General features: G+C 44.7%; 25 protein-coding genes. 2 read left to right on the top strand and 23 right to left on the bottom strand.

What is annotated here, in order from left to right; translation table 11 throughout:
* Window positions 1-26: 26 nt before the first annotated feature.
* The 23 genes from glmU to ED652_RS13015 all read right to left on the bottom strand — a co-directional run bounded on the left by glmU (window position 27) and on the right by ED652_RS13015 (window position 20210).
* Complete coding sequence (gene glmU / locus ED652_RS13130; RefSeq protein ID WP_102327167.1) at window positions 27-1388, bottom strand: bifunctional UDP-N-acetylglucosamine diphosphorylase/glucosamine-1-phosphate N-acetyltransferase GlmU; 1362 nt, start codon at window positions 1386-1388, stop codon at window positions 27-29.
* A gap of 183 nt (window positions 1389-1571) precedes the next feature.
* A complete protein-coding gene (locus tag ED652_RS13125; protein ID WP_017107532.1) occupies window positions 1572-1994 on the bottom strand; it encodes a F0F1 ATP synthase subunit epsilon in 423 nt (140 codons plus the stop codon).
* A gap of 18 nt (window positions 1995-2012) precedes the next feature.
* On the bottom strand, window positions 2013-3416 hold the full coding sequence (atpD, locus tag ED652_RS13120; protein ID WP_017107531.1) for a F0F1 ATP synthase subunit beta: 1404 nt from the start codon (window positions 3414-3416) through the stop codon (window positions 2013-2015).
* Between the two features lie 34 nt (window positions 3417-3450).
* Window positions 3451-4317 (bottom strand): F0F1 ATP synthase subunit gamma, encoded by an 867-nt coding sequence (gene atpG, locus ED652_RS13115; RefSeq protein WP_017107530.1) that lies wholly within the window; start codon window positions 4315-4317, stop codon window positions 3451-3453.
* Between the two features lie 48 nt (window positions 4318-4365).
* Complete coding sequence (atpA, locus tag ED652_RS13110) at window positions 4366-5907, bottom strand: F0F1 ATP synthase subunit alpha (RefSeq protein ID WP_004735737.1); 1542 nt, start codon at window positions 5905-5907, stop codon at window positions 4366-4368.
* A gap of 13 nt (window positions 5908-5920) precedes the next feature.
* The gene (gene atpH, locus ED652_RS13105) at window positions 5921-6454 is read right to left on the bottom strand and encodes a F0F1 ATP synthase subunit delta (protein ID WP_017107529.1); all 534 of its coding nucleotides are present in this window, start codon (window positions 6452-6454) and stop codon (window positions 5921-5923) included.
* 15 nt (window positions 6455-6469) lie between these two features.
* Window positions 6470-6940 carry a F0F1 ATP synthase subunit B gene (atpF, locus tag ED652_RS13100; RefSeq protein WP_017077303.1) on the bottom strand — a complete coding sequence of 157 codons (471 nt, stop codon included), beginning with the start codon at window positions 6938-6940 and terminating at the stop codon, window positions 6470-6472.
* Between the two features lie 58 nt (window positions 6941-6998).
* Window positions 6999-7256, bottom strand: coding sequence for a F0F1 ATP synthase subunit C (gene atpE, locus ED652_RS13095; protein WP_004735734.1), 258 nt, complete (start codon window positions 7254-7256; stop codon window positions 6999-7001).
* 50 nt (window positions 7257-7306) lie between these two features.
* A complete protein-coding gene (gene atpB, locus ED652_RS13090) occupies window positions 7307-8104 on the bottom strand; it encodes a F0F1 ATP synthase subunit A (RefSeq protein ID WP_004735733.1) in 798 nt (265 codons plus the stop codon).
* A gap of 8 nt (window positions 8105-8112) precedes the next feature.
* Entirely contained in the window at window positions 8113-8502 is a 390-nt protein-coding gene (locus ED652_RS13085) for a F0F1 ATP synthase subunit I (protein WP_004735732.1), read from the bottom strand.
* 191 nt (window positions 8503-8693) lie between these two features.
* Window positions 8694-9575 carry a ParB/RepB/Spo0J family partition protein gene (locus ED652_RS13080; RefSeq protein WP_122055104.1) on the bottom strand — a complete coding sequence of 294 codons (882 nt, stop codon included), beginning with the start codon at window positions 9573-9575 and terminating at the stop codon, window positions 8694-8696.
* Window positions 9576-9598: 23 nt separating this feature from the next.
* Complete coding sequence (locus ED652_RS13075) at window positions 9599-10372, bottom strand: ParA family protein (RefSeq protein WP_017111746.1); 774 nt, start codon at window positions 10370-10372, stop codon at window positions 9599-9601.
* A 14-nt stretch (window positions 10373-10386) separates the two neighbouring features.
* A complete protein-coding gene (gene rsmG, locus ED652_RS13070; protein WP_017107525.1) occupies window positions 10387-11019 on the bottom strand; it encodes a 16S rRNA (guanine(527)-N(7))-methyltransferase RsmG in 633 nt (210 codons plus the stop codon).
* Window positions 11019-12914: a tRNA uridine-5-carboxymethylaminomethyl(34) synthesis enzyme MnmG gene (mnmG, locus tag ED652_RS13065; protein WP_012605106.1), complete on the bottom strand. Its 1896-nt coding sequence runs from the start codon at window positions 12912-12914 to the stop codon at window positions 11019-11021. The genes rsmG and mnmG overlap by 1 nt, the downstream gene beginning before the upstream one ends.
* A gap of 480 nt (window positions 12915-13394) precedes the next feature.
* Window positions 13395-13829 (bottom strand): FMN-binding protein MioC, encoded by a 435-nt coding sequence (gene mioC, locus ED652_RS13055; protein ID WP_122055103.1) that lies wholly within the window; start codon window positions 13827-13829, stop codon window positions 13395-13397.
* Between the two features lie 48 nt (window positions 13830-13877).
* A complete protein-coding gene (mnmE, locus tag ED652_RS13050; RefSeq protein WP_029223656.1) occupies window positions 13878-15239 on the bottom strand; it encodes a tRNA uridine-5-carboxymethylaminomethyl(34) synthesis GTPase MnmE in 1362 nt (453 codons plus the stop codon).
* Between the two features lie 130 nt (window positions 15240-15369).
* Entirely contained in the window at window positions 15370-16989 is a 1620-nt protein-coding gene (yidC, locus tag ED652_RS13045) for a membrane protein insertase YidC (protein ID WP_122055102.1), read from the bottom strand.
* 2 nt (window positions 16990-16991) lie between these two features.
* Complete coding sequence (gene yidD, locus ED652_RS13040) at window positions 16992-17249, bottom strand: membrane protein insertion efficiency factor YidD (protein WP_004735802.1); 258 nt, start codon at window positions 17247-17249, stop codon at window positions 16992-16994.
* Window positions 17216-17539 carry a ribonuclease P protein component gene (gene rnpA, locus ED652_RS13035; protein WP_017055478.1) on the bottom strand — a complete coding sequence of 108 codons (324 nt, stop codon included), beginning with the start codon at window positions 17537-17539 and terminating at the stop codon, window positions 17216-17218. Before rnpA ends, yidD begins: the two co-directional genes overlap by 34 nt.
* Before the next feature lie 45 nt (window positions 17540-17584).
* The gene (gene rpmH / locus ED652_RS13030) at window positions 17585-17719 is read right to left on the bottom strand and encodes a 50S ribosomal protein L34 (RefSeq protein WP_004735800.1); all 135 of its coding nucleotides are present in this window, start codon (window positions 17717-17719) and stop codon (window positions 17585-17587) included.
* Between the two features lie 206 nt (window positions 17720-17925).
* Window positions 17926-18663: an amino acid ABC transporter ATP-binding protein gene (locus ED652_RS13025; RefSeq protein ID WP_017111750.1), complete on the bottom strand. Its 738-nt coding sequence runs from the start codon at window positions 18661-18663 to the stop codon at window positions 17926-17928.
* On the bottom strand, window positions 18660-19331 hold the full coding sequence (locus ED652_RS13020; RefSeq protein ID WP_004735796.1) for an amino acid ABC transporter permease: 672 nt from the start codon (window positions 19329-19331) through the stop codon (window positions 18660-18662). The genes ED652_RS13025 and ED652_RS13020 overlap by 4 nt, the downstream gene beginning before the upstream one ends.
* A gap of 129 nt (window positions 19332-19460) precedes the next feature.
* Window positions 19461-20210 carry an amino acid ABC transporter substrate-binding protein gene (locus ED652_RS13015; RefSeq protein ID WP_065104230.1) on the bottom strand — a complete coding sequence of 250 codons (750 nt, stop codon included), beginning with the start codon at window positions 20208-20210 and terminating at the stop codon, window positions 19461-19463.
* A gap of 309 nt (window positions 20211-20519) precedes the next feature.
* Between ED652_RS13015 and dnaA the strand changes: the two genes are divergently transcribed.
* Window positions 20520-21941 (top strand): chromosomal replication initiator protein DnaA, encoded by a 1422-nt coding sequence (gene dnaA / locus ED652_RS13010; RefSeq protein ID WP_065111976.1) that lies wholly within the window; start codon window positions 20520-20522, stop codon window positions 21939-21941.
* Window positions 21942-22022: 81 nt separating this feature from the next.
* Entirely contained in the window at window positions 22023-23123 is a 1101-nt protein-coding gene (gene dnaN, locus ED652_RS13005) for a DNA polymerase III subunit beta (protein ID WP_122055101.1), read from the top strand.
* The last annotated feature ends 49 nt before the right edge of the window (window positions 23124-23172 follow it).

Raw genomic sequence — 23172 nt, 5'->3', positions numbered from 1 at the left:
TTCATTAAAATCATCTTATTGCGAGATTACTTTTTCTTAGTTGGACGCTGCCAGTTCGCAATCTTACGCTCTTTCGCACGGCTAATAACAAGCTCGTTCTCTGAAACATCACGAGTCACCGTTGAGCCCGCACCGACAGTTGCGCCGTTGCCAATCGTAACTGGAGCAATGAGTTGGCTATCTGAACCAACAAATACGTCATCGCCAATGATGGTCTTAAACTTGTTCGCGCCATCGTAGTTACAAGTGATAGCACCCGCACCCACATTTACACGTTGACCGATCTCAGCATCACCTAGGTAAGTAAGGTGATTCGCTTTCGAACCCTCACCCAGACGAGTGTTCTTCACTTCAACAAAGTTACCTACATGCGAATTGTTACGCATATCAGCACCTGGACGTAAGCGAGTGAATGGACCAACCGTACAGTCTTCACCAATTGTCGCACCTTCGATTACGCTATATGGGCGAACGATAGTGTTGTCATCGATCTCACAGTCTTTCAGTACACAACCGGTGCCGATAACCACGTTATCACCAATGCTTACGCTGCCTTCAATGATTACGTTGGTATCAATCTCAACATCCATACCACATTGAAGCTCACCACGTAGGTCAAAGCGGCTTGGGTCGCGCAGCATTACGCCTTGCTTTAATAGTTTGTCAGCTTGCTCAGCTTGGTAAGCGCGCTCTAGACGAGCCAGTTGAGAGCGATCGTTAACGCCTTCAACTTCAATTGGGTTGACAGGATGAACCGCTTCAACCGCACGGCCTTCATCGTGAGCCGCTGCGATAACGTCAGTTAGGTAATATTCACCCTGAGCGTTGTCATTGCTTAAACCTGATAGCCAACGCTTAAGATCGCCACCTGTTGCGACCATAACGCCAGTGTTGATCTCTTTGATAAGCTTCTGCTCATCGGTTGCATCTTTCTGCTCAACGATTGCCACAACAGGGCCATTGCGACGAATGATACGACCGTAACCCATAGGGTTATCTAGAACGACAGTAAGTAGTGCGATACCACCGTTTGGTTGAGCGTCTAATAGGTTTTCAATGGTTTCAGGTGAGATCAGTGGAACATCACCGTATAGCACCAATACTTTTTCATCATCAGCAAAATGCGCTGAAGCCTGATCGACCGCGTGGCCAGTGCCTAGCTGTTCAGCTTGCAGCGCCCAGTTAACCGTCTCGCTCGCTAGCGTAGACTTCATCTGATCACCACCATGGCCGTAGACCAAGTGAATGTTTTGAGCGCCTAAGCCGTTACAGGTGTCAATAACATGCTTCACCATCGGCTTACCCGCAAGCGTATGTAGAACCTTTGGTGTGTTTGAATACATGCGAGTGCCTTTGCCCGCTGCGAGAATTACCGCGCTAAACTTCATTGTAAACCTATCCAACATTATTTTTATTAAGCAGATATTGTAACCGTTTTTGGCCAAAAAATTAAATCGCAATAACCATTTAACCATTAGTGATACGTAAAAGAAGCATTTTTGAGAATCCAAAAATGCAAAAAGGCGACCCTTAGGTCGCCTTTATCTCAGAGTCTATAATCTTATAAAAGATTAGCGACGCTGTTTTGTCAGTTCGATAACTCGTAACTGAGCAATGGCTTTAGCCAGTTCACCGGCCGCTTGTGCGAAGTCTATGTCGCCATGCTGATTTTGGATATTCTCCACAGCCTTGCGCTTAGCTTCTTCCGCCTTTGCTGCGTCTAGTTCTTCACCACGGATAGCCGTATCAGCCAGTACAGTCGCTGTACCAGGTTGAACTTCTACCATACCACCAGAAACATAAATAATTTCTTCGTGGCCGTGCTGCTTAACAATACGCACCATACCAGGCTTGATAGCGGTCAGCAGTGGAGTGTGACCATGGAAAATACCAAGCTCACCCTCACTACCGGTCACCTGAAACGTTTCAACAAGACCAGAGAAAAGTTGTTTCTCTGCGCTTACAACGTCTAGGTGAAAGGTTATTGCTGCCATATCGCCTCCTAGTTAGCCTTATAGCTTCTTAGCATTCTCAATAGCTTCGTCAATTGCACCACAGTACATAAACGCTTGCTCTGGAATGTCATCGTATTCACCAGATAGAAGACCTTGGAAGCCACGTAGAGTCTCTTTAAGAGGTACGTAAACGCCTGGGTCACCTGTAAATACTTCCGCTACGTGGTAAGGCTGAGTTAGGAACTTCTCAATCTTACGAGCACGAGATACGACTTGCTTATCTTCTTCAGATAGCTCATCCATACCTAGGATAGCAATGATATCTTTCAGCTCTTTATAGCGCTGAAGTGTAGACTGAACGCCACGAGCGATGTCGTAGTGTTCTTGTCCAACTACCAATGGATCCAGTTGACGTGAAGTAGAATCTAGCGGGTCGATCGCTGGGTATAGACCCATAGATGCGATATTACGGTTAAGTACTACCGTTGCATCTAAGTGAGCGAACGTTGTTGCTGGAGACGGGTCAGTCAAGTCATCCGCAGGTACGTATACCGCCTGTACAGACGTGATAGAACCAGCTTTAGTTGACGTGATACGCTCTTGTAGAACACCCATTTCTTCAGCTAGTGTAGGTTGGTAACCTACCGCAGAAGGCATACGACCTAGAAGTGCTGATACTTCAGTACCTGCTAGTGTGTAACGGTAGATGTTATCAACGAACAGTAGAACGTCACGACCTTCGTCACGGAAGCGTTCTGCCATTGTTAGACCAGTCAGTGCAACACGTAGACGGTTACCTGGTGGCTCGTTCATCTGACCGTAAACCATCGCTACTTTTGATTCTTCAGGTTTTTCGATGTTTACAACACCAGCTTCCTGCATCTCAAAGTAGAAATCGTTACCTTCACGAGTACGCTCACCTACACCTGCAAATACAGATAGGCCTGAGTGTTGAAGTGCGATGTTGTTGATAAGTTCCATCATGTTAACGGTCTTACCTACACCAGCACCACCGAATAGACCGATTTTACCACCCTTAGCGAATGGACAAATCAAGTCGATTACTTTAACACCAGTTTCTAGAAGAGAAGTCTCATTAGACTGCTCTTCGTAGCTTGGAGCTTCACGGTGAATTGCGTAATGCTCTTCAGCACCAATTTCACCACACTCATCAATTGCGTCACCTAGGACGTTCATGATACGACCAAGTGTCTTAGTACCTACTGGTACCGAGATTGGAGCGCCAGTATTTTCAACTGTCAAACCACGACGTAAACCATCAGAGCTACCCATTACGATTGCGCGTACTACGCCACCGCCAAGTTGTTGCTGAACTTCAAGAACTAGACGCTCTTTCACTTCATTAACATTCAGAGCATCGTATACACGAGGTACTTCGCCCTGTGGGAACTCTACGTCGACTACCGCACCAATGATCTGTACGATCTTACCTGTAGCCATCGTTAATCCTCTAACTATTTAGTTTTACCTAAGCTTAAACCGCAGCTGCGCCTGAAACGATCTCAGAAAGTTCTTGTGTAATCGCCGATTGACGGGCTTTGTTGTACACAAGTTCTAAGTCATCAATAATGTCACCAGCGTTATCTGTTGCTGATTTCATTGCAATCATTCGAGCCGCTTGCTCACAAGCAAGATTCTCTACCACACCTTGATACACTTGAGATTCGACGTATCGAACTAATAGTGCATCTAGTAATGGTTTTGGCTCAGGCTCATAAATGTAGTCCCAAGCATGATCGCGTTTCATGTCTTCGCTGTCTGATTTAGGCAAAGGAAGTAATTGATCGATCGTTGGTTCTTGAACCATAGTGTTTTCAAATCTGTTAAACACTACGAACAGGCGATCCAATTCACCTTCATCATATTTCTTCAGCATAACGCTTACAGAGCCAATCAAGTCTTCAAGGCTTGGACGATCGCCCAGACCAGAAACTTGAGCTGCTACTTTCGCGCCGCTGTTATTGAAAAATGCTGTTGCTTTAGAACCTACAATTGCAAGCTCTACATCAGCACCTTTCTCAGACCAATCTTTCATGTCATTCATAGCTTTCTTGAACAAGTTAATGTTCAAACCACCACAAAGACCACGGTCTGTAGAAACGATGATGTAACCAACACGTTTGGCTTCACGTTCCTCAAGATAAGGATGCTTATACTCGAGGCTACCATTAGCCAAATGACCGATCACTTTACGCATTGTTTCTGCATATGGACGAGTAGCTTCCATTGCGTCTTGAGAACGACGCATTTTTGAAGCTGCTACCATTTCCATTGCTTTCGTAATCTTCTGTGTGCTTTTAACACTACCGATTTTATTACGTATCTCTTTTGCGCCGGCCATCGTTACTCTCCGTTAATGGTATGAGGTGGCCCTAAGACCACCTACCAATTACCAGGTCTGGGTTGCCTTGAAATCGTCAACAAGCTTTTTCAGCTCAGCTTCGATTTCTTTGTTGAAAGCACCCGTTGCGTCGATCTGTGTTGCTAGATCAGCGTATTGACCACGAGCAAACGACAGTAAAGCAGCTTCAAAATCTAGAACTTTAGACAGTTCTACGTCTTGAAGGTATCCACGCTCTGCAGCGAAGATTACTAGAGCTTGGTCAAATACAGACATAGGAGCATATTGTTTCTGCTTCATCAGTTCTGTAACTTTTTGACCGTGGTCTAGTTGCTTTTTGGTCGCTTCATCAAGATCCGATGAGAACTGTGCAAATGCTGCAAGTTCACGGTATTGAGCTAGAGCAGTACGGATACCGCCAGATAGCTTCTTGATGATTTTAGTCTGCGCCGAACCACCTACACGAGAAACTGAGATACCAGGGTCAACAGCTGGACGTACGCCCGCGTTGAATAGTTCAGTTTGTAGGAAGATCTGACCATCAGTAATCGAGATTACGTTCGTTGGTACGAATGCAGATACGTCACCAGCTTGCGTTTCGATGATAGGTAGAGCAGTTAAAGAACCAGTCTTGCCTGTCACTTCACCGTTAGTGAACTTTTCTACGTATGCTTCGCTTACACGAGCAGCACGCTCTAGTAGACGAGAGTGAAGGTAGAAAACATCACCAGGGAACGCTTCACGGCCAGGTGGACGCTTAAGTAGTAGTGAAATTTGACGGTAAGCTACCGCTTGCTTAGATAGATCATCATAAACAATCAGAGCATCTTCGCCGCGATCACGGAAGTATTCACCCATCGCACAACCAGCATACGGTGCAAGGTATTGCAGCGCTGCAGATTCAGAAGCCGATGCAACAACAACAACAGTGTTAGCCAGTGCGCCGTGCTCTTCTAGTTTGCGAACTACGTTAGCAATAGTCGACGCTTTTTGGCCGATAGCTACGTAGATAGAGAAAATACCAGAGTCTTTCTGGTTGATAATCGCATCGATCGCCATTGCTGTTTTACCAGTCTGACGGTCACCGATTACTAGTTCACGTTGACCACGACCGATAGGGATCATTGAGTCAACTGACTTGTAACCAGTTTGAACAGGTTGATCTACCGATTTACGGTCGATTACACCTGGTGCGATAATTTCTACAGGCGAAGTTAGTTTCGCTTCGATAGGACCTTTACCATCAATTGGCTCACCTAGCGTGTTTACAACACGACCAAGCATTTCAGGACCTACTGGTACTTCAAGAATACGACCAGTACCTGTAACTTTCATGCCTTCCTGTAGGTCAGCATACGGGCCCATTACAACAGCACCAACCGAATCACGGTTCAAGTTTAGTGCTAGCGCGTAACGGCCACCCGGTAGTTCGATCATTTCACCTTGCATCACGTCCGCTAGGCCGTGGATGCTAAGGATGCCATCGCTTACAGAAACGATAGTACCTTCATTGCGAGCTTCACTAACAACGTCGAAAGATTCAATACGTTGTTTAATTAGATCGCTAATTTCAGTGGAATTAAGTTGCATGCTCCAATCCCCATTAAGACTGCAATGCATCGCTCAGGCGGTCTAAACGACTGCGCGCTGAGTTATCGATGACTAGGTCTCCGGCTCGAATAATAACTCCACTAAGTAGAGTCTCATCTATACTGCAATTCAGCTGAACTTTGCGCGCTAGGCGCAGTTCCAATTTGCTGATGATGCTTGAACGTTGTTCTTCAGAAAGCTCAACGGCTGAAGTTACTTCAACGTCGATTTCTTTCTCATGCTCTTGTTTAAGCAATAAGAACTGTTTGCAAACATCAGGAAAGGCCATTAAACGACCATTCTCTGCCATCACTTTAATTAAGTTCTGACCGAATTCATCAAATTGTTCGCCACAAATTACAATGAATACTTCAGCTAACTTTTCAGCAGTCATAGAACTGCTTAATAAATTATGAACATCATCATTTTGTGCCACTTCGGCAGCAAAAGTAAGCATTTGACCCCATTGGTCTAGCTCACCTTTATCTACCGCAAAGTCAAACGCTGCTTTAGCATAGGGGCGTGCGATTGTAGTCAAATCAGACATATACAGCCCCTTGCTTTAAAGTTTTGCAGTAATGTTGTTAAGAAGATCATTGTGTACATCTTTATCGATAGTACGCTCAAGGATTTTCTCAGCACCAGCTATAGCCAGAGTTGCGACTTGTTTGCGCAGGTCATCACGGGCACGTGTGCGTTCAGCTTCAATTTCAGCTTCAGCTTGCGTTAAGATCTTCTGGCGTTCTGCCTGAGCCTCTTCGCGCGCTTCATCAATAATCTGAGCTTTACGTTTGTTTGCCTGATCAATAACCTCAGTTGCAGTGCGCTTCGCTTCCTTCATTTGCTCAGAAGCGTTGGCTTGTGCCAGGTTCAAGTCTTTAGCAGCGCGTTCAGCGGCTACAAGACCGTCAGCAATTTTTTTCTGACGTTCTTCAATTGCTTGCATAATTGGTGGCCATACATATTTCATGCAGAACCAAACAAACAGCGAAAAAGCAATTGCTTGACCTAACAGAGTTGCGTTCATATTCACAACAGCTACTCCTCGTTAAGAATCAACTACAAAAATTTAATTAACTATTGAGAGTTAATTAGCCTGCTAGCTGACTTACAAATGGGTTAGCAAACGTGAATAGTAGTGCGATTACGATACCGATCATTGGAACAGCATCCAGTAGACCAGCGATGATGAACATCTTAACTTGTAGCATTGGAGCCATTTCAGGTTGACGCGCAGCGCCTTCTAGGAATTTACCACCAAGAATAGCAAAACCAATTGCAGTACCTACGGCACAAAGACCAACAATGATAGCAACAGCGATTGCTGAAAAACTTAGTACAGTTTCCATTTACGTTCTCCGATTAACATTAATAGTTAGAATAAAGCTTAAAAATTTTTTTAGTGATCACTATCTTCATGGGCCATTGATAGATAAACGATTGTCAACATCATGAAAACAAACGCTTGAATCAAAATAACCAAGATATGGAAGATAGCCCAAGGTAGTGCACCTACCCATTGTAAGTACCACGGTAGCATTGCCGCGATAAGAATAAACACCACCTCACCCGCAAACATATTACCAAATAAACGCATACCTAGAGATAGTGGCTTCGCTAATAACGAAATTACCTCAAGTACCAAGTTAAATGGAATCATGATTGGGTGATTAAATGGATGCAGTGCCAATTCTTTAGCAAATCCGCCTAAGCCTTTCACTTTGATGCTGTAGTAGATCATCAGAGCAAAAACACCTAAAGCCATTGCCATTGTTATATTTACATCAGCTGTAGGAACCACTTTCAAGTAAGGGATACCTAGCCAATGCTCTGCAGGATACGGTAAGAAATCGATAGGCACTAAGTCCATCAAGTTCATTATGATAATCCAGCAGAATATAGTCAGTGCTAATGGAGCTACCAGAGGATTGCGGCCATGGAAAGTTTCTTTAACGTTGTCGCCAACGAATTCCACTACCATTTCAACAAAACACTGAAGCTTACCAGGTACACCTACTGTTGCTTTCTTAGCGACTGAGCGAAAAACCCAAAGGAATAACACCCCTGTCAGCACAGAAAAAAACAGACTGTCTATATGTACGTTCCAGAAACTTGTTTCCTCTACAAGACCAAACTTAGCTAAAGAAAGGTTTTGTAAATGGTGTTCAATGTATCCGGATGCTGTTGGCGCAGCCATAACTCATCCTATTTTTTATTGTTAATGAAAAGCACTGGCGCAAAGATATTAATACCTAGAACCAGTAAATAGGTCAGTTTGAGGGGAATTAATTCCACCTGCATATACATGTAGACAATAGAGAATAGTAAAACTGTGATTAAGATTTTGAGCACTTCACCAGCATAGAACGACGCCGCAACTAACTTAGTTGCGCGAGCTCCACAAAATAGGAAAGCACACACACAAAAAACTACATTCGCGATGACAAAAATACCGCCACCGATTAATGCAGCAAAACCCCAATCAGGATTAACAGCTAAACCTAACCCTATCGCCACTAATATAACCGCGCTAAGCTCGATCAATAACATTTGCTTTGCAAGCACTCGTCCTGGTCTTGCTAACGCCGCTACCATGTATTCGTTCCTCTTTAAGCCCACTTTACCACTCGCTTCAAAGCGTGCTGAGAAATTGGCGAAAATTATACGTTCAGCCAAATTGATTGCAATCACAATGCAGCAATCATTTACATTTTTGCATACAAACCGACAACTTTTGTACGAAATTACTTGTTTATTACATAATTGACCTAAATCAATTATCTCATTTAGTAATCTAGTTTAGCAATAAGTTGCTCTAATTTGTGAGGCTCATCAAGAGTAATTGTCACTTTTGACTTACCGCTAACAGAACGAGTAACTGAAACGTTTGCTTGCAATTTTTCCGTGAGTCTTCGTGAAAGTTCGATGGCTTCTTTGTCCTCGGGCTTCGATTCAGACTCAACCTCTGGTTTTAAGCACTTTTTGACGAGTTGCTCAGTTTGACGCACGGTCATTTGTTTGCTTGCCGCGGTATTAGCCGCTTCTACCTGAACATCGCCTTCAAGTGCTAGTAATGCACGAGCATGGCCCATTTCAAGTTGCTTTGACACGACCAACGCCTTTACCGGCTCAGCCAATTGGTTAAGACGCAGTAGGTTACTCACGGTTGCGCGAGATTTACCTATCACATCAGCCACCTTTTGGTGCGTTAGTTCAAATTCGTTCTGTAAACGTTCAAGAGCCTGCGCTTCCTCGATCACATTCAGGTCTTCGCGCTGAATATTCTCGATCAATGCCATTGCAATGGCGGCCTTATCTGCAACTTTCTTGACCAGACATGGAACCTGCTTAAGACCGGCTTGACGAGCGGCTCTCCAACGACGTTCACCAGCGATAATCTCAAACTGGTCCTGCGTTAAATGGCGTACAACAATCGGCTGAATAATGCCTTGAGATTGGATTGAAGCAGCCAACTCTTCTAGCGCTTCTGGCGCAATATCCTTACGCGGTTGATATACACCTGGCTTTAAACAACCAACAGCAATCTCAATCAGTTCTCCATCAGCAGACAAAGCCTGGCTATGAGAAGCAACTTGTTGTTTTTCACGAGCCAACGAGCTAGTTGCAAGCAATGCATCTAGCCCTTTTCCTAAACCACGCTTAGACATTGAGCGAATTCCTTTGGTTAGACTTATACTGGGACTTCTTCACGACGCAACATTTCGCCTGCCAGAGCAAGGTATGCTTTAGCACCTGCGGAATATTTGTCGTAGTACATTGCTGGCTTGCCATGACTTGGCGCTTCTGCCAGACGCACATTACGAGGGATCACAGTTCGGTAGACTTTATTACCGAAGTGTTTTTTGAGTTGATCAGAGACTTCATTCGATAAGCGGTTACGAGGATCATACATTGTACGTAGAAGACCTTCGATCTTCAGATCCTCGTTTACTACAGCTGCAAGTTTACTGATGGTATCCATCAATGCAGTCAAACCTTCTAGAGCAAAGTATTCACATTGCATAGGAACCAAAACGGAATCGGCCGCAGCCATCGCATTGATTGTAAGAAGATTCAATGACGGTGGACAATCAATAAAGATGAAATCATAGTTACTGCGAATGGATGCCAGCGCGTTCTTTAGGCGAACTTCGCGAGCAAACACTTCCATCAGCTTGATTTCTGCTGCCGTAACGTCACCGTTTGCAGCGATGAGATCGTAATTACCAGATGTACTTCGGCAAACTACCTCATCAAATGGGCTGTCTTCAACTAGCAAATCGTAAGCAGTTGCTTCAACCTGATATTTGTCGACACCACTCGCCATAGTGGCATTACCTTGAGGGTCGAGGTCAACAACCAATATCTTGCGTTTAGTTGCCGCCATTGATGCTGCTAAGTTAACACAAGTTGTTGTTTTTCCTACGCCACCTTTCTGGTTGGCAATTGCTACAATTCTACCCACTATGGCCTCGCTGATTATCCCTGACGCGATAAAGTAACTAAATGACGCTCTCCATCAAGCTCTGGCACTTGCAAAGCTTTGATGTCTGTCACTGAACACCATTCAGGTAACAGGTCGATTTCGTCTCTAGGATGTTGTCCCTTAAGAGCCAAAAATACACCGGATTGCTCTTTAGGTAAATGATGACACCACTCTACCATGTCTGTCATTGAAGCAAACGCACGGCTGAGCACTGCATCAAACTTTTCTTCTGGTTGAAATTCTTCAACACGGCTTTGTACTGGAACAACGTTGTCGATGCCCAATTCATGAATAACTTGTTTAATAAAACGAATACGCTTGCCTAGGCTATCGAGCAAGTAAAACTCGCAGTCAGGGTTCATGATTGAGAGCGGAATCCCAGGAAGACCAGGGCCTGTACCTACATCAATAAAGCGCTTGCCTTGTAAGTGAGTGCTAACAATGATGCTATCTAAGATATGTTTCACCATCATTTCTTGCGGGTCACGAACAGACGTTAAATTATAAGCCTTGTTCCATTTATTGAGTAACTCAACGTAGCCCACTAATTGGCCACGTTGTTTTTCCGATACTTCAAGTTCAGTCTGGCCAATCAGGTGATCCAGTTTTTCGCGTAATACGCTCATTATGCTTCCTCACCTTTTTTCAATAGGCCGTGCTTTTTCAGATAAACCAACAAAATCGAGATTGCAGCAGGCGTAATACCAGAGATACGTGATGCAATACCGATCGAGTCAGGTTTAGCGGTAGTTAGTTTTAGAACCACTTCGTTAGAAAGCCCTTTTACCTTGCTGTAATCGATGTCAGCCGGCAGTTTGGTGTTTTCATGACGCAGTGATTTTTCAATTTCATCTTGTTGACGCTGGATATAACCATCGTACTTAACTTGGATCTCAACTTGCTCTGAGGCTTGTTGATCTTCCAGTGCAGGACCGAAACGATCCAACGACGTTAGCTGTGAATAAGTCATTTCAGGACGACGAAGAAGATCTTCACCACTCGCTTCACGAGACATTGGTGTTTTAAGGATCTGGTTCAATTGATCAATATCTTCAGATTTTGGATTAATCCATGTTTCTTTAAGACGTTGACGCTCTTTCTCCATGTTTTCCATCTTCTCGTTGAATCGCGTCCAACGAGCATCGTCGACCAAGCCAAGTTCACGTGACTTTTCAGTCAAACGGATATCGGCGTTGTCTTCACGTAGCAACAAGCGATATTCGGCGCGAGATGTAAACATGCGGTACGGTTCTTTGGTACCCATTGTCGACAAATCATCGATAAGTACACCCATGTAAGCTTGATCGCGGCGTGGGCTCCAGCCCTCTTTGCCTTGCGTAAACAAACTCGCATTCAAACCGGCCATTAAGCCTTGTGCTGCAGCTTCTTCGTAGCCAGTGGTGCCATTGATTTGCCCCGCAAAGAACAGACCCTTAATAAACTTGGTTTCGTAAGTCAGTTTAAGATCGCGAGGGTCAAAGAAATCGTACTCAATCGCGTAGCCAGGACGAACGATGTGTGCGTTCTCAAAACCTTTCATTGAGTGAACGATTTTTACCTGAACATCAAACGGCAAACTGGTTGAAATACCATTCGGGTATAACTCGTGCGTCGTTAGGCCTTCAGGCTCAATGAAAATTTGGTGACTGTTTTTATCAGCAAAGCGCATCACTTTGTCTTCAATCGACGGACAGTAACGAGGGCCAATACCTTCAATCACACCTGCGTACATCGGGCTGCGATCGAGATTGGCACGAATAACGTCATGCGTATTTTCGTTAGTGTGCGTGATGTAACATGGAATCTGACGCGGCTGCTGAGCTCGGTTACCCATGAATGAGAAAACCGGAGTCGGATTATCGCCGTGTTGAACCTCAAGCTCAGAAAAATCAACGCTGCGTGCATCGATGCGAGGAGGTGTACCCGTTTTCAGGCGATCAACACGAAATGGAAGATCACGAAGACGGTCAGCAAGCGCGATCGATGGTGGATCACCCGCACGTCCACCCGATGAACTTTCCATACCAATATGGATCTTACCGCCTAGGAATGTGCCTACCGTTAAGACCACAGCGTTAGCGCGGAATTTGAGGCCCATTTGCGTAACCACACCCACCACTTGATCTTGTTCAACGATCAAGTCATCAACCGACTGTTGGAACAGAGTTAGGTTTGGTGTGTTTTCAAGAACATTACGGACAAAGGCTTTGTAAAGTGCGCGGTCAGCTTGTGCACGAGTTGCACGTACCGCAGGGCCTTTTGATGCGTTTAATGTTCTGAACTGAATACCTGCATGATCAATAGCTTGCGCCATTAATCCACCCATAGCATCGACCTCTTTTACCAAGTGGCCCTTACCGATCCCGCCAATGGCTGGGTTGCAAGACATCTGTCCCAACGTATCGATATTATGAGTTAGTAATAACGTACTTTGACCAGTACGTGCAGATGCGAGTGCGGCTTCCGTTCCTGCATGGCCACCACCAACAACGATGACGTCAAATTTTTCGTGATAAAGCATGAACCGACCTCAGGTACTCAAACGTTTCTAGATTGATAAAAAGGAGCGATATTCTACCTGTTTTCATAGCTTGAGAAAACGTTTTTGGAATTTTTCGAGAAAGCTGTTTTTAATTAATATAGATAAGATCTTTAAAGAGATCTTTTATTAGATCTATTATTAGGATCGAGGGTATCTGTGGATAAGTCAAAAATGATCAACAAGATCATGGATCTTTTTTGGATCAAAGGATGTGATCTAACTTTGATCATGATGAGGATTAGCTGGGATCAAAATGGCTACTTATACACAAGGGGAAATTACCTAGAAAGTTGTTATTTGGATAACTATAGGTTAATAACCGTATATTTATGATCTTATCCACAGAGAAAATTGAAAAAAATGACATGTATTTCGATTTATTTTCAAAAAAGTTATTCACAATCACGATATTCAGAGACAAAAAAAGCGGCATAAGCCGCTTTTTAGAAGATTGAGGAGTTAAAACTGGTCACTATGATCGTTAAACCAATCCTCTGCAGCATCCTCAGGAACCGGTGTTTCAAGAACATCGATGGTAAAACACGCTGAAATAGGCTGAGCACCAAGCTTTTCTAGAAGCGAATAAGCAGACTGGCCTGCAGAACAGAAGGTGTCGTAGCTTGAGTCACCAAGAGCAACCACAGCAAAGCGAATCGCGCTTAAATCTGGAGATTCTTGATTCAATGACTTGATCAAAGGTTGGATATTATCAGGAAACTCACCCGCACCATGCGTCGATGTCACCACTAACCAAGTACCTTGCTGCGGAATATTGTTGTATTCTGGCTGATTATGAAGCTCGATCTCGTGCCCTTGAGCCTCTAGAAGATCGTTAAGGTGATCGCCAACGTATTCAGCGCCACCTAAGGTGCTGCCAGTAATAATGTGGATCATTAAGCTGTCCTTACAAAAGAAAAGGCCAGCGTAAGCCAGCCTTTATGGTTATTTACCGATACAGAATGAAGAAAATATACGACCTAATAAATCATCTGAACTGAACTCGCCAGTGATCTCATTGAGGTGCTGTTGGGTGATTCTGAGCTCTTCCGCTAATATCTCTCCGGCCATGTAACCTTCAAGCTGTTGCTGCCCAATATCAAGGTGTTCCGATGCGCGTTCTAGGGCATCTAAGTGGCGGCGACGTGCCATAAAGCCACCTTCGTTGCCACCAGCAAAGCCCATGCACTCTTTAAGATGGCTACGTAGGGCATCGACACCTTCACCTGTTTTTGCAGATAGACGGATCAGAGTCGGATCATTTACATGGCAGATCCCGAGTTCTTCACTGGTTTGATCCGCTTTGTTACGGATCACCGTCATACCGATGTTATTGGGTAGACGATCAACGAAATCTGGCCAAATTTCTTTAGGGTCCGTTGCCGTTGTTGTTGTGCCATCCACCATAAATAATACGCGGTCTGCTTGTGCAATTTCTTCCCAAGCGCGTTCAATACCGATTTTTTCTACTTCATCGGAAGCATCACGCAGGCCTGCAGTATCAATAATGTGCAGTGGCATGCCGTCAATATGGATATGTTCACGCAGTACATCACGTGTCGTTCCCGCAATATCGGTCACAATGGCAGATTCTTTACCCGACAGCGCATTCAATAGGCTTGATTTCCCCGCATTTGGGCGGCCTGCAATCACGACCTTCATGCCTTCACGCATAATGGAGCCCTGATTGGCTTCTTGGCGCACAGCTTCTAGGTTATCAATGATAGCTTGTAAGTCAGTACTTACTTTACCGTCAGCCAGAAAATCAATTTCTTCTTCTGGGAAATCAATCGCCGCTTCAACGTAGATTCTTAAGTAAATCAGAGAATCTACCAGTGTATTAATGCGTTTAGAGAATTCACCTTGCAGGGATTGTAGTGCTGATTTCGCTGCTTCTTCTGAGCTTGCGTCAATCAGGTCGGCAATCGCTTCTGCTTGTGTTAAGTCCATCTTGTCGTTCAAGAAGGCACGTTCAGAGAACTCACCAGGACGCGCGGCACGTACACCAGAGATGGATAGGATACGTTTGATCAGCATGTCCATAACCACAGGACCACCGTGGCCTTGCAGCTCTAACACATCTTCGCCTGTGAACGAATGTGGGTTAGGGAAGTAAAGTGCAATACCTTGGTCGAGTTCGGTGCCATTGTGAGATTTAAAAGGCAGGTACTCGGCATAGCGCGGTTTTAGTACTTTGCCTGTTACTTCAAGCGCGACTTGAGCGGCTTGTGGGCCTGAAACGCGGATAATACCGACGCCACCACGCCCTGGCGCAGTCGCTTGAGCAACAATCGTATCTGTAGTCATAGTTGTGCCTGCTAGCATGTGAAGGCCAAAGGGGGCGTTCACGATTAATCAATTAGCTGAATTGTAATCAGCTCAAAACAAAAAGGCGACCTTTTGGTCGCCTTTCTTTTATCTCTTTCTGTTATCGAACTTACTTAGAGTGTAAGCCTTTCTTTTCCAGCGCGCGGTAGATAAGCGTTTGCTGAATCAGAGTTACGATGTTCGATACTAGCCAGTAAAGAACCAGACCTGAAGGGAAGAACAAGAAGAAGAAAGTAAACATAACCGGCATAAAGGTCATGATTTTCTGCTGCATTGGATCCGTTACAGTAGTCGGGCTCATCTTCTGGATTAGGAACATTGAAGCACCCATCAGAAGTGGCAAGATGTAGTATGGGTCTTGTGCTGAAAGGTCAGTAATCCAACCGAAGAACGGTGAGTGACGCAGTTCAACAGACTCCATTAGTGCCCAGTATAGCGAAATGAAGATCGGCATTTGCAAGATGATAGGTAAACAGCCACCAAGTGGGTTTACTTTCTCTTTCTTGTACAGCTCCATCATTTCTTGGCTCATGCGTTGACGGTCGTCGCCAATACGCTCACGCATTGCTGTCAGCTTAGGCTGAAGCATACGCATTTTCGCCATAGACGTGTACTGAGCTTTCGTTAGTGGGTACATCGCACCACGAACGATAAACGTTAGACAGATGATTGCTAGACCCCAGTTCACAACGATGCCTTGAATGAACGAAAGCAGAGTATGAAGTGGTTTAGCAATGAACCATAGCCAACCGTAGTCAACTACTAGGTCTAGGTTTGGTGCAACTGCAGCCATTTGGTCTTGAAGTTTAGGACCAACCCAAAGCGTTGCTTTGAAGCTTGCTTCGTCGCCAGTAGCGATGGTTTTGTTCGGCATGCGAACACCAATGTCGCCAAGGTTACCAATTACACGAGTGTAAAGGTTGCTGCCTGCTTCGTCGCGTGGGATCCAAGCACTTGCAAAGTAGTGCTGAATCATCGCTGCCCAACCTTGACCATTTGCTAGGTTAAGAGACAGGTTGCGATCTTGCATGTCGTCGAAGCTGTATTTTTTGTAACGCGTATCTTCCGTAGAGTAAGCACCACCACGGTAAGTTGGCATTGTTAAGCTACCGCCGTCATCCATAACGTTTTGACGTAGGTGAGCGTACATGCCGAATGTCGCGTTGTTACCAGAGTTGTTGACTACATCGTATTCAACATCCATTGCGTAGCTGCCACGCTTAAGAATGAATGTTTTCGTGTAATCAAGGCCGTTCGCTTGGTAAGTCATCGGGATGCGTAGTTCATCCTGACCATCAGCAAGCGTGAAGCTGTCTGCTGAAACTGTGTAGCTTGGGCGGTTTGTGCTGCTTAGGTCGATACCTTGAGGACCCACTAGACCGCTTTGTGCGATAAATTGGTGACCTGGTTCGTTCTTAAGAAGAACAAACGTATCTTCAGAATCAAACTCAGCAGAGTAATCATTTAGATTTGCTTTAACGACATCACCACCAACCGTATCAATTGACAGAGTCAGTACATCAGTTGTTACTGTGATAGTTTTTGCAGAAGCAACTTGGCCCGGAGTTGGGTCTAGATCATCTGCATAAGATGGCGCTGGTAGGGTGCTGCCAGATTGTGCCTGCTCAACCGCTTGTGGTGCTGGGTTCTGAGCTACGTTCCATTGTTGGAACAGTAGAAAAGAAACCAATGCCAGTGCGATTAACAGGATATTACGTTGAGAATCCATCGTTATTTATCTCTGTCTTGTTTTTGGACCGGTGGAACGGGGTCGAAGCCCCCTTCGTTCAAAGGATGGCATTTTAATAGACGTTTGCCTGATAACCAACACCCTTTTACAAAACCGTGAGCTTTCAACGCTTCTATCGCATATAAAGAGCAGGTTGGAGTAAATCGGCAGCGTGGGCCGATGAGTGGACTAATAAACCATCTATAAAAATAGATGGGTATTAGCGCTATCCACGCGAAGGGCGAGACAGGCGAAGCCATAATTTGTCGAGTAGCTTGAACATTTCTTCATTGCTTAAATCTTGCGCGCTCTTTTTAGCGATTACAACAAAATCTTTGTTAGGAAGTTTGTGTTGAGTGTTACGAAAGCTTTCACGAGTAAGACGCTTGAATCGGTTACGACCCACGGCGGTTTTAATCTGCTTTTTCGGAACAGCTAATCCAAGGCGAGGATTTGAAAGAGAGTTATTTCGGGCAATGATGGTGAAATGAGGGGAGCCGGCTCGATGAGCTTGCTTGAAGACATTCTGATAATGTTCGGGAGTTAACAAGCGTAACTCCCGACCGAAGGCTAGCTTATTCAAAATAATCAAAGATTACTTAGAAAGACGCTTACGGCCTTTTGCACGACGTGCATTGATTGTTGCGCGACCGTTCTTAGTAGCCATGCGAGCACGGAAACCGTGTGTACGCTTACGCTTTAGAACTGTAGGTTGAAAAGTGCGTTTCATTGTAATTACCTTACTGATCAGTAGTTTTAGGTTTTTGTTAAACCCGGCGTGGGCATTTTTTCTCTTCTTTATATAAGAAAGGAAAACCGACGCCTCTCAACAAAGAGGCGGAATTGTAATCACTGTCACAAAAAGTGTCAATGATTGGGTTAACTAAAATTCCGGTCGGGGGATTATACGTAGAATAACTAAAATCACAAGGATCCTTAGTCGATCCCGACCTTATTTAAGAATTTTTGTAATTTAGGATCCTGTGGATTACCAAAAATATCCTGTGGAGATCCCTGTTCGACAATATGGCCATCAGCCATGAAGATCACTCGGTCTGCAACCTCTTTAGCAAATTGCATTTCATGGGTGACCACCAGCATGGTTTGATGCTGATTTGCCAATTTTTTCATTAGGTTAAGTACTTCACCAACCCACTCAGGATCGAGCGCTGAAGTCGGCTCATCGAACAATAAAAGCTCTGGTTGAAGGGCCATTGCTCGGCCAATGCCAACACGTTGTTGCTGCCCACCAGAAAGCGCTGCTGGGTAGCTATCTGCTCTGTCACCTAAACCGATATCATCTAATATTTGTTGTGCTTTTTCATGAGCTTGCTGCTTTTTCCAACCACGAACGGTAATCAAACCTTCTGCAATATTCTGCTTTGCCGTTTGGTGAGCAAATAGCGCGTAGTTTTGGAACACAAAACCGGTCTTACGACGCAGTGCGAGTACCTCGGCTTTGGTGTGTTTTTTTACATCAACGTTAATATCATCGATGGAAATCTTGCCTTGATCGGCTTGCTCGAGAAAGTTAACGCAGCGCAGCAGTGTAGACTTACCCGTACCACTTGAACCTATGATGACAATTATCTCACCTTGATTGATTTCTAGGTCGATCCCTTTAAGAACTTCGGTGTCACCAAACTGCTTGTGGATATTTTCTAATTTGATCATCGTACATATGCCTTATTCAGTTTCACTTCGGCCCAGATTTGAATACGAGTGAGGATAACCACCACGCCCCAATAAATCAGCGCAACCGCTAGGAAAGCCTCAAAGAAGCGGAAACTTGAAGATGCTTCCATTTGAGCTTTGGCCATGATTTCAGCCACACCTAAGGTGAAGGCAAGGGAAGTTGACTTGATCATGTCGATGAAATAGTTCATCAAAGACGGCAGTGCCACACGGGTAGCCTGCGGCAAGATCACTCGACGCATAGCTTGGCTGGTTGTCATACCGACTGAGAGGCTGGCTTCCATTTGGCTACGATCGATACCGATTATGGCAGCACGAATACTTTCAGCCATGTAGGCTGCAAAGTGCAAGGTTAAGCCGATAACCGCGGCGCCGAACGCATCGAGTCCAACCATCCATGGAAATACCTGGGGTAGGCCGTAGTATAGAAGGAACAGTTGTACCAACAGTGGCGTGCCTCGGAAGAAGCTAATATACAACTGGCTCAGTTGGTCGAGTACTGGGATTTTGAATACACGAATGTTCGCCAGTATCAAAGATAGAATCAGAGCGAAAAATAAGCCCCAGATTGCCATCTCCATAGTGGTGCCTAAATACTTCAGCAGTATTGGCAACAGACCTAGCATGTAGTTAAAGTCAAATCCCATAATCTATCTCATATTTTTATTGGAAGTATTGTTTGGAAATACTGTTATATCAGGCTTTTTAATCAGTACACATAAGCAAAAAGCCCACCGCTGTATAAGCAGTGGGCTCTGAATGCGTTGAGTGAGTAATTACTTCTTAGTAATGTCCGCACCGAACCATTTTTGAGAGATGCTCTCTAGCGTACCATCTTCACGCATTGCTGCGAGTGCTTGGTTTACTTCAGCTTGCAGTTTTTTGCCGTTGTCGTTGTTTACGAAAGGCCATGCATTCTCGATAGTCTCGAATGGTTGTCCTGCTAGCTGTAATGGTAGACCAGTCTTCTTAATAAGCTCTAGTGCTGATAGGCGATCCATAACGAATGCATCGGCACGACCCAGTGCAACATCATGCTCAATACCCGTATCGTAGGTTTTCACATTGATTTTGCCATCTTTATCGTAGCTGCGTAATAGTTGCTCAAAGTTTGAACCAAGGTTTACTGCAACCGTCTTGCCATCAAGGTCTTCGATGCCTTGAATGCTGTCATTACCTTTACGAACGGTAATTTGTGCGCCGTCTACTACGTATGGGTCTGCGAATAGGTATTTCGCTTTACGTGCATCCGTGATTGTAATTTGGTTTGAAATCGTATCGATTCGACCCGTTTCAAGAAGACCGAACAGACCAGAGAAGTTTGCAGTCACGTATTCAACGCTATAGTCATTACGTTTACCGATCTCATCCCATAAATCCACTTCAAAACCTTGTAGTTGGTCTTGTTTAACGAAAGTGAATGGGAAGTAGCGACCAGACATGCCGACTTTAACTTCAGTCGCAGCTTGAACAGTAGCAGCAGAGAGTGCGATAGCCGCAATTGCAGCCTTAATCCAGTTATTCATTTGGTAACTCCTTATATTTATAGGGTTGGATGTTACTGGGAAATTGCTCAATAGAATAAATAACCAGATGTTATTAACCATAACCAGATCGCATTCTCGATTTGGGGATAACTAGCAAGGATCCGGGCATAAGTGGATCGTTGTGTGAGTAAAGTAGGGGCAAGATGTGTGGATCCAGCCAATTTTGCCCTATTTATTGTGAATAACTTGGATCTTATTCACTGGATCTGTGATCAATTGCTGGTGATCTGACTTATCAACAGGTAAAATTAGCGGTCATTTCATATAACTTAAATAGAGTGGGGCACCGTGTCATCTTCGCTTTGGTTGCAATGCTTGCAACAGCTTCAAGAAGAATTACCAGCTACAGAATTCAGTATGTGGGTACGTCCGTTACAAGCGGAGCTCAATGGTAATACTCTAACTCTATTTGCACCAAACCGATTTGTACTCGATTGGGTGCGCGATAAGTACTTAAATAGCATCAACCGTTTGCTACAAGAATATTGTGGTAATGATATTCCGCATCTTCATTTTGAGATCGGAAGCAAACGAGTGACTGCTCCAAAATCTGAGACTATCGCCCCAGCTCGTACACGTACAGCCGCTGATGTGGCCGCTGAATCGTCAGCACCTGCGCAGTTACAAGCTCGTAAGCCTGTTCACAATATATGGCGTGATGAAGAGCCCGTAGCGGTTGACCTTAACCACCGTTCAAACGTAAACCCAAAACATAAGTTCAATAACTTTGTTGAGGGTAAATCAAACCAATTGGGTTTGGCGGCGGCACGTCAGGTTTCTGATAATCCAGGAACAGCCTATAACCCGTTGTTTTTATACGGTGGAACTGGTTTAGGTAAGACGCACTTGTTGCATGCGGTGGGTAACGCCATTGTTGACAACAAACCGAATGCGAAAGTGGTTTACATGCATTCTGAGCGTTTTGTTCAGGATATGGTGAAGGCGCTACAAAATAACGCGATTGAAGAATTTAAGCGCTACTACCGTAGTGTTGATGCCTTGCTTATCGATGATATCCAATTCTTCGCGAATAAAGAGCGTTCTCAAGAAGAGTTCTTCCATACCTTTAACGCGCTGCTTGAAGGCAACCAACAGATCATCCTAACGTCTGACCGTTATCCAAAAGAGATCAACGGGGTAGAGGATCGTCTTAAATCTCGCTTCGGTTGGGGTTTGACGGTTGCGATTGAGCCACCAGAGCTTGAGACTCGTGTTGCGATCTTAATGAAGAAAGCAGAAGACCACCAAATTCATCTTGCGGATGAAGTGGCATTCTTTATTGCTAAGCGTTTACGCTCTAACGTTCGTGAGCTTGAGGGCGCATTGAACCGTGTTATTGCGAATGCAAACTTCACTGGCCGTCCGATCACGATCGATTTCGTGCGTGAAGCACTGCGTGACTTACTTGCCCTGCAAGAAAAACTGGTCACTATTGATAATATTCAAAAGACAGTCGCTGAATACTACAAAATCAAAGTTGCTGATCTATTATCTAAACGTCGTTCTCGTTCTGTTGCTCGTCCACGCCAACTGGCGATGGCACTGGCTAAAGAGTTAACTAACCACAGCTTGCCTGAGATTGGCGATGCATTCGGTGGCCGTGACCACACGACCGTACTGCACGCTTGTCGTAAGATTGCTCAGCTGCGTGAAGAGAGCCACGACATTAAAGAAGATTATTCGAACTTGATTCGTACCCTTTCTTCTTAATACACAGTATTCTTAACCTTAATAAGCAGAATCTTGGCCACGTACTATTACGCAGTGCCATTTAGACCGTAAGAGCAAGATATGAAATTTACCATTGAACGTAGTCACCTGATTAAGCCATTACAACAAGTATCTGGCGCACTCGGTGGCAGGCCAACGCTTCCAATTCTAGGAAACCTACTGATTAAAGTAGAAGATAACGTGTTGTCGATGACAGCAACGGATCTAGAAGTTGAACTGATCAGCCGTGTAACGCTTGAAGGTGATTTCGAAGCGGGCAGCATTACCGTACCTTCACGTAAGTTCCTAGATATCTGTCGTGGCTTGCCAGACAGCTCAGTGATCACCGTGGTATTGGATGGTGACCGTGTTCAGGTTCGCTCTGGTCGTAGCCGCTTCTCATTGGCAACATTACCTGCGGCAGATTTTCCAAACATTGAAGACTGGAGCAGTGAAGTTGAAGTGTCAGTGACACAAACTGAGCTACGCGGTCTTATCGAGAAAACCCAATTCTCAATGGCGAACCAAGATGTTCGTTATTACCTCAACGGTATGTTGTTTGAGATTGAAGGTTCAATCCTACGAAGTGTCGCAACTGATGGTCACCGTATGGCGGTATCTCAAGCACAATTGGGTGCCGATTTTGCTCAGAAGCAGATCATTGTTCCTCGTAAAGGTGTGCAAGAGTTAGTGAAGCTACTGGATGCACCAGAGCAACCGGTAACGCTGCAGATTGGTAACTCTAATGTGCGTGCTGAAGTGAACAACTATGTCTTCACTTCTAAGCTGGTTGATGGTCGTTTCCCTGATTATCGCCGCGTAATGCCGCAAAATACTACTAAGACACTTGAAGCTGGTTGTGATGAATTACGTTCAGCATTTTCTCGTGCTGCGATTCTGTCGAATGAAAAATTCCGTGGTGTTCGCGTTAATCTTGTAGATAGCGAGATGCGCATTACCGCGAACAACCCAGAACAAGAAGAAGCGGAAGAAGTGTTAGATGTTAACTTCGACGGTGACGCGCTAGAGATTGGCTTCAATGTAAGCTACGTGTTGGATGTTCTGAACACACTACGTTGTGAGCAAGTTCGCATCTCCATGTCAGACGCGAATGCGAGTGCCTTGATTGAGAATGCACAAGACGACAGCGCGATGTACGTTGTTATGCCTATTCGCTTATAAGCGTTGTTTGTGATGTTTACTGATCAACAACGTTTACCTATCGAGTCGT

It is taken from the genome of Vibrio sp. Evd11, from assembly GCF_900382755.1.
Classification (GTDB): Bacteria; Pseudomonadota; Gammaproteobacteria; order Enterobacterales; family Vibrionaceae; genus Vibrio; species Vibrio lentus.
The sequence above is the reverse complement of the archived record's forward strand: the minus strand, read 5'-3'. Positions and strand labels throughout refer to the sequence as shown.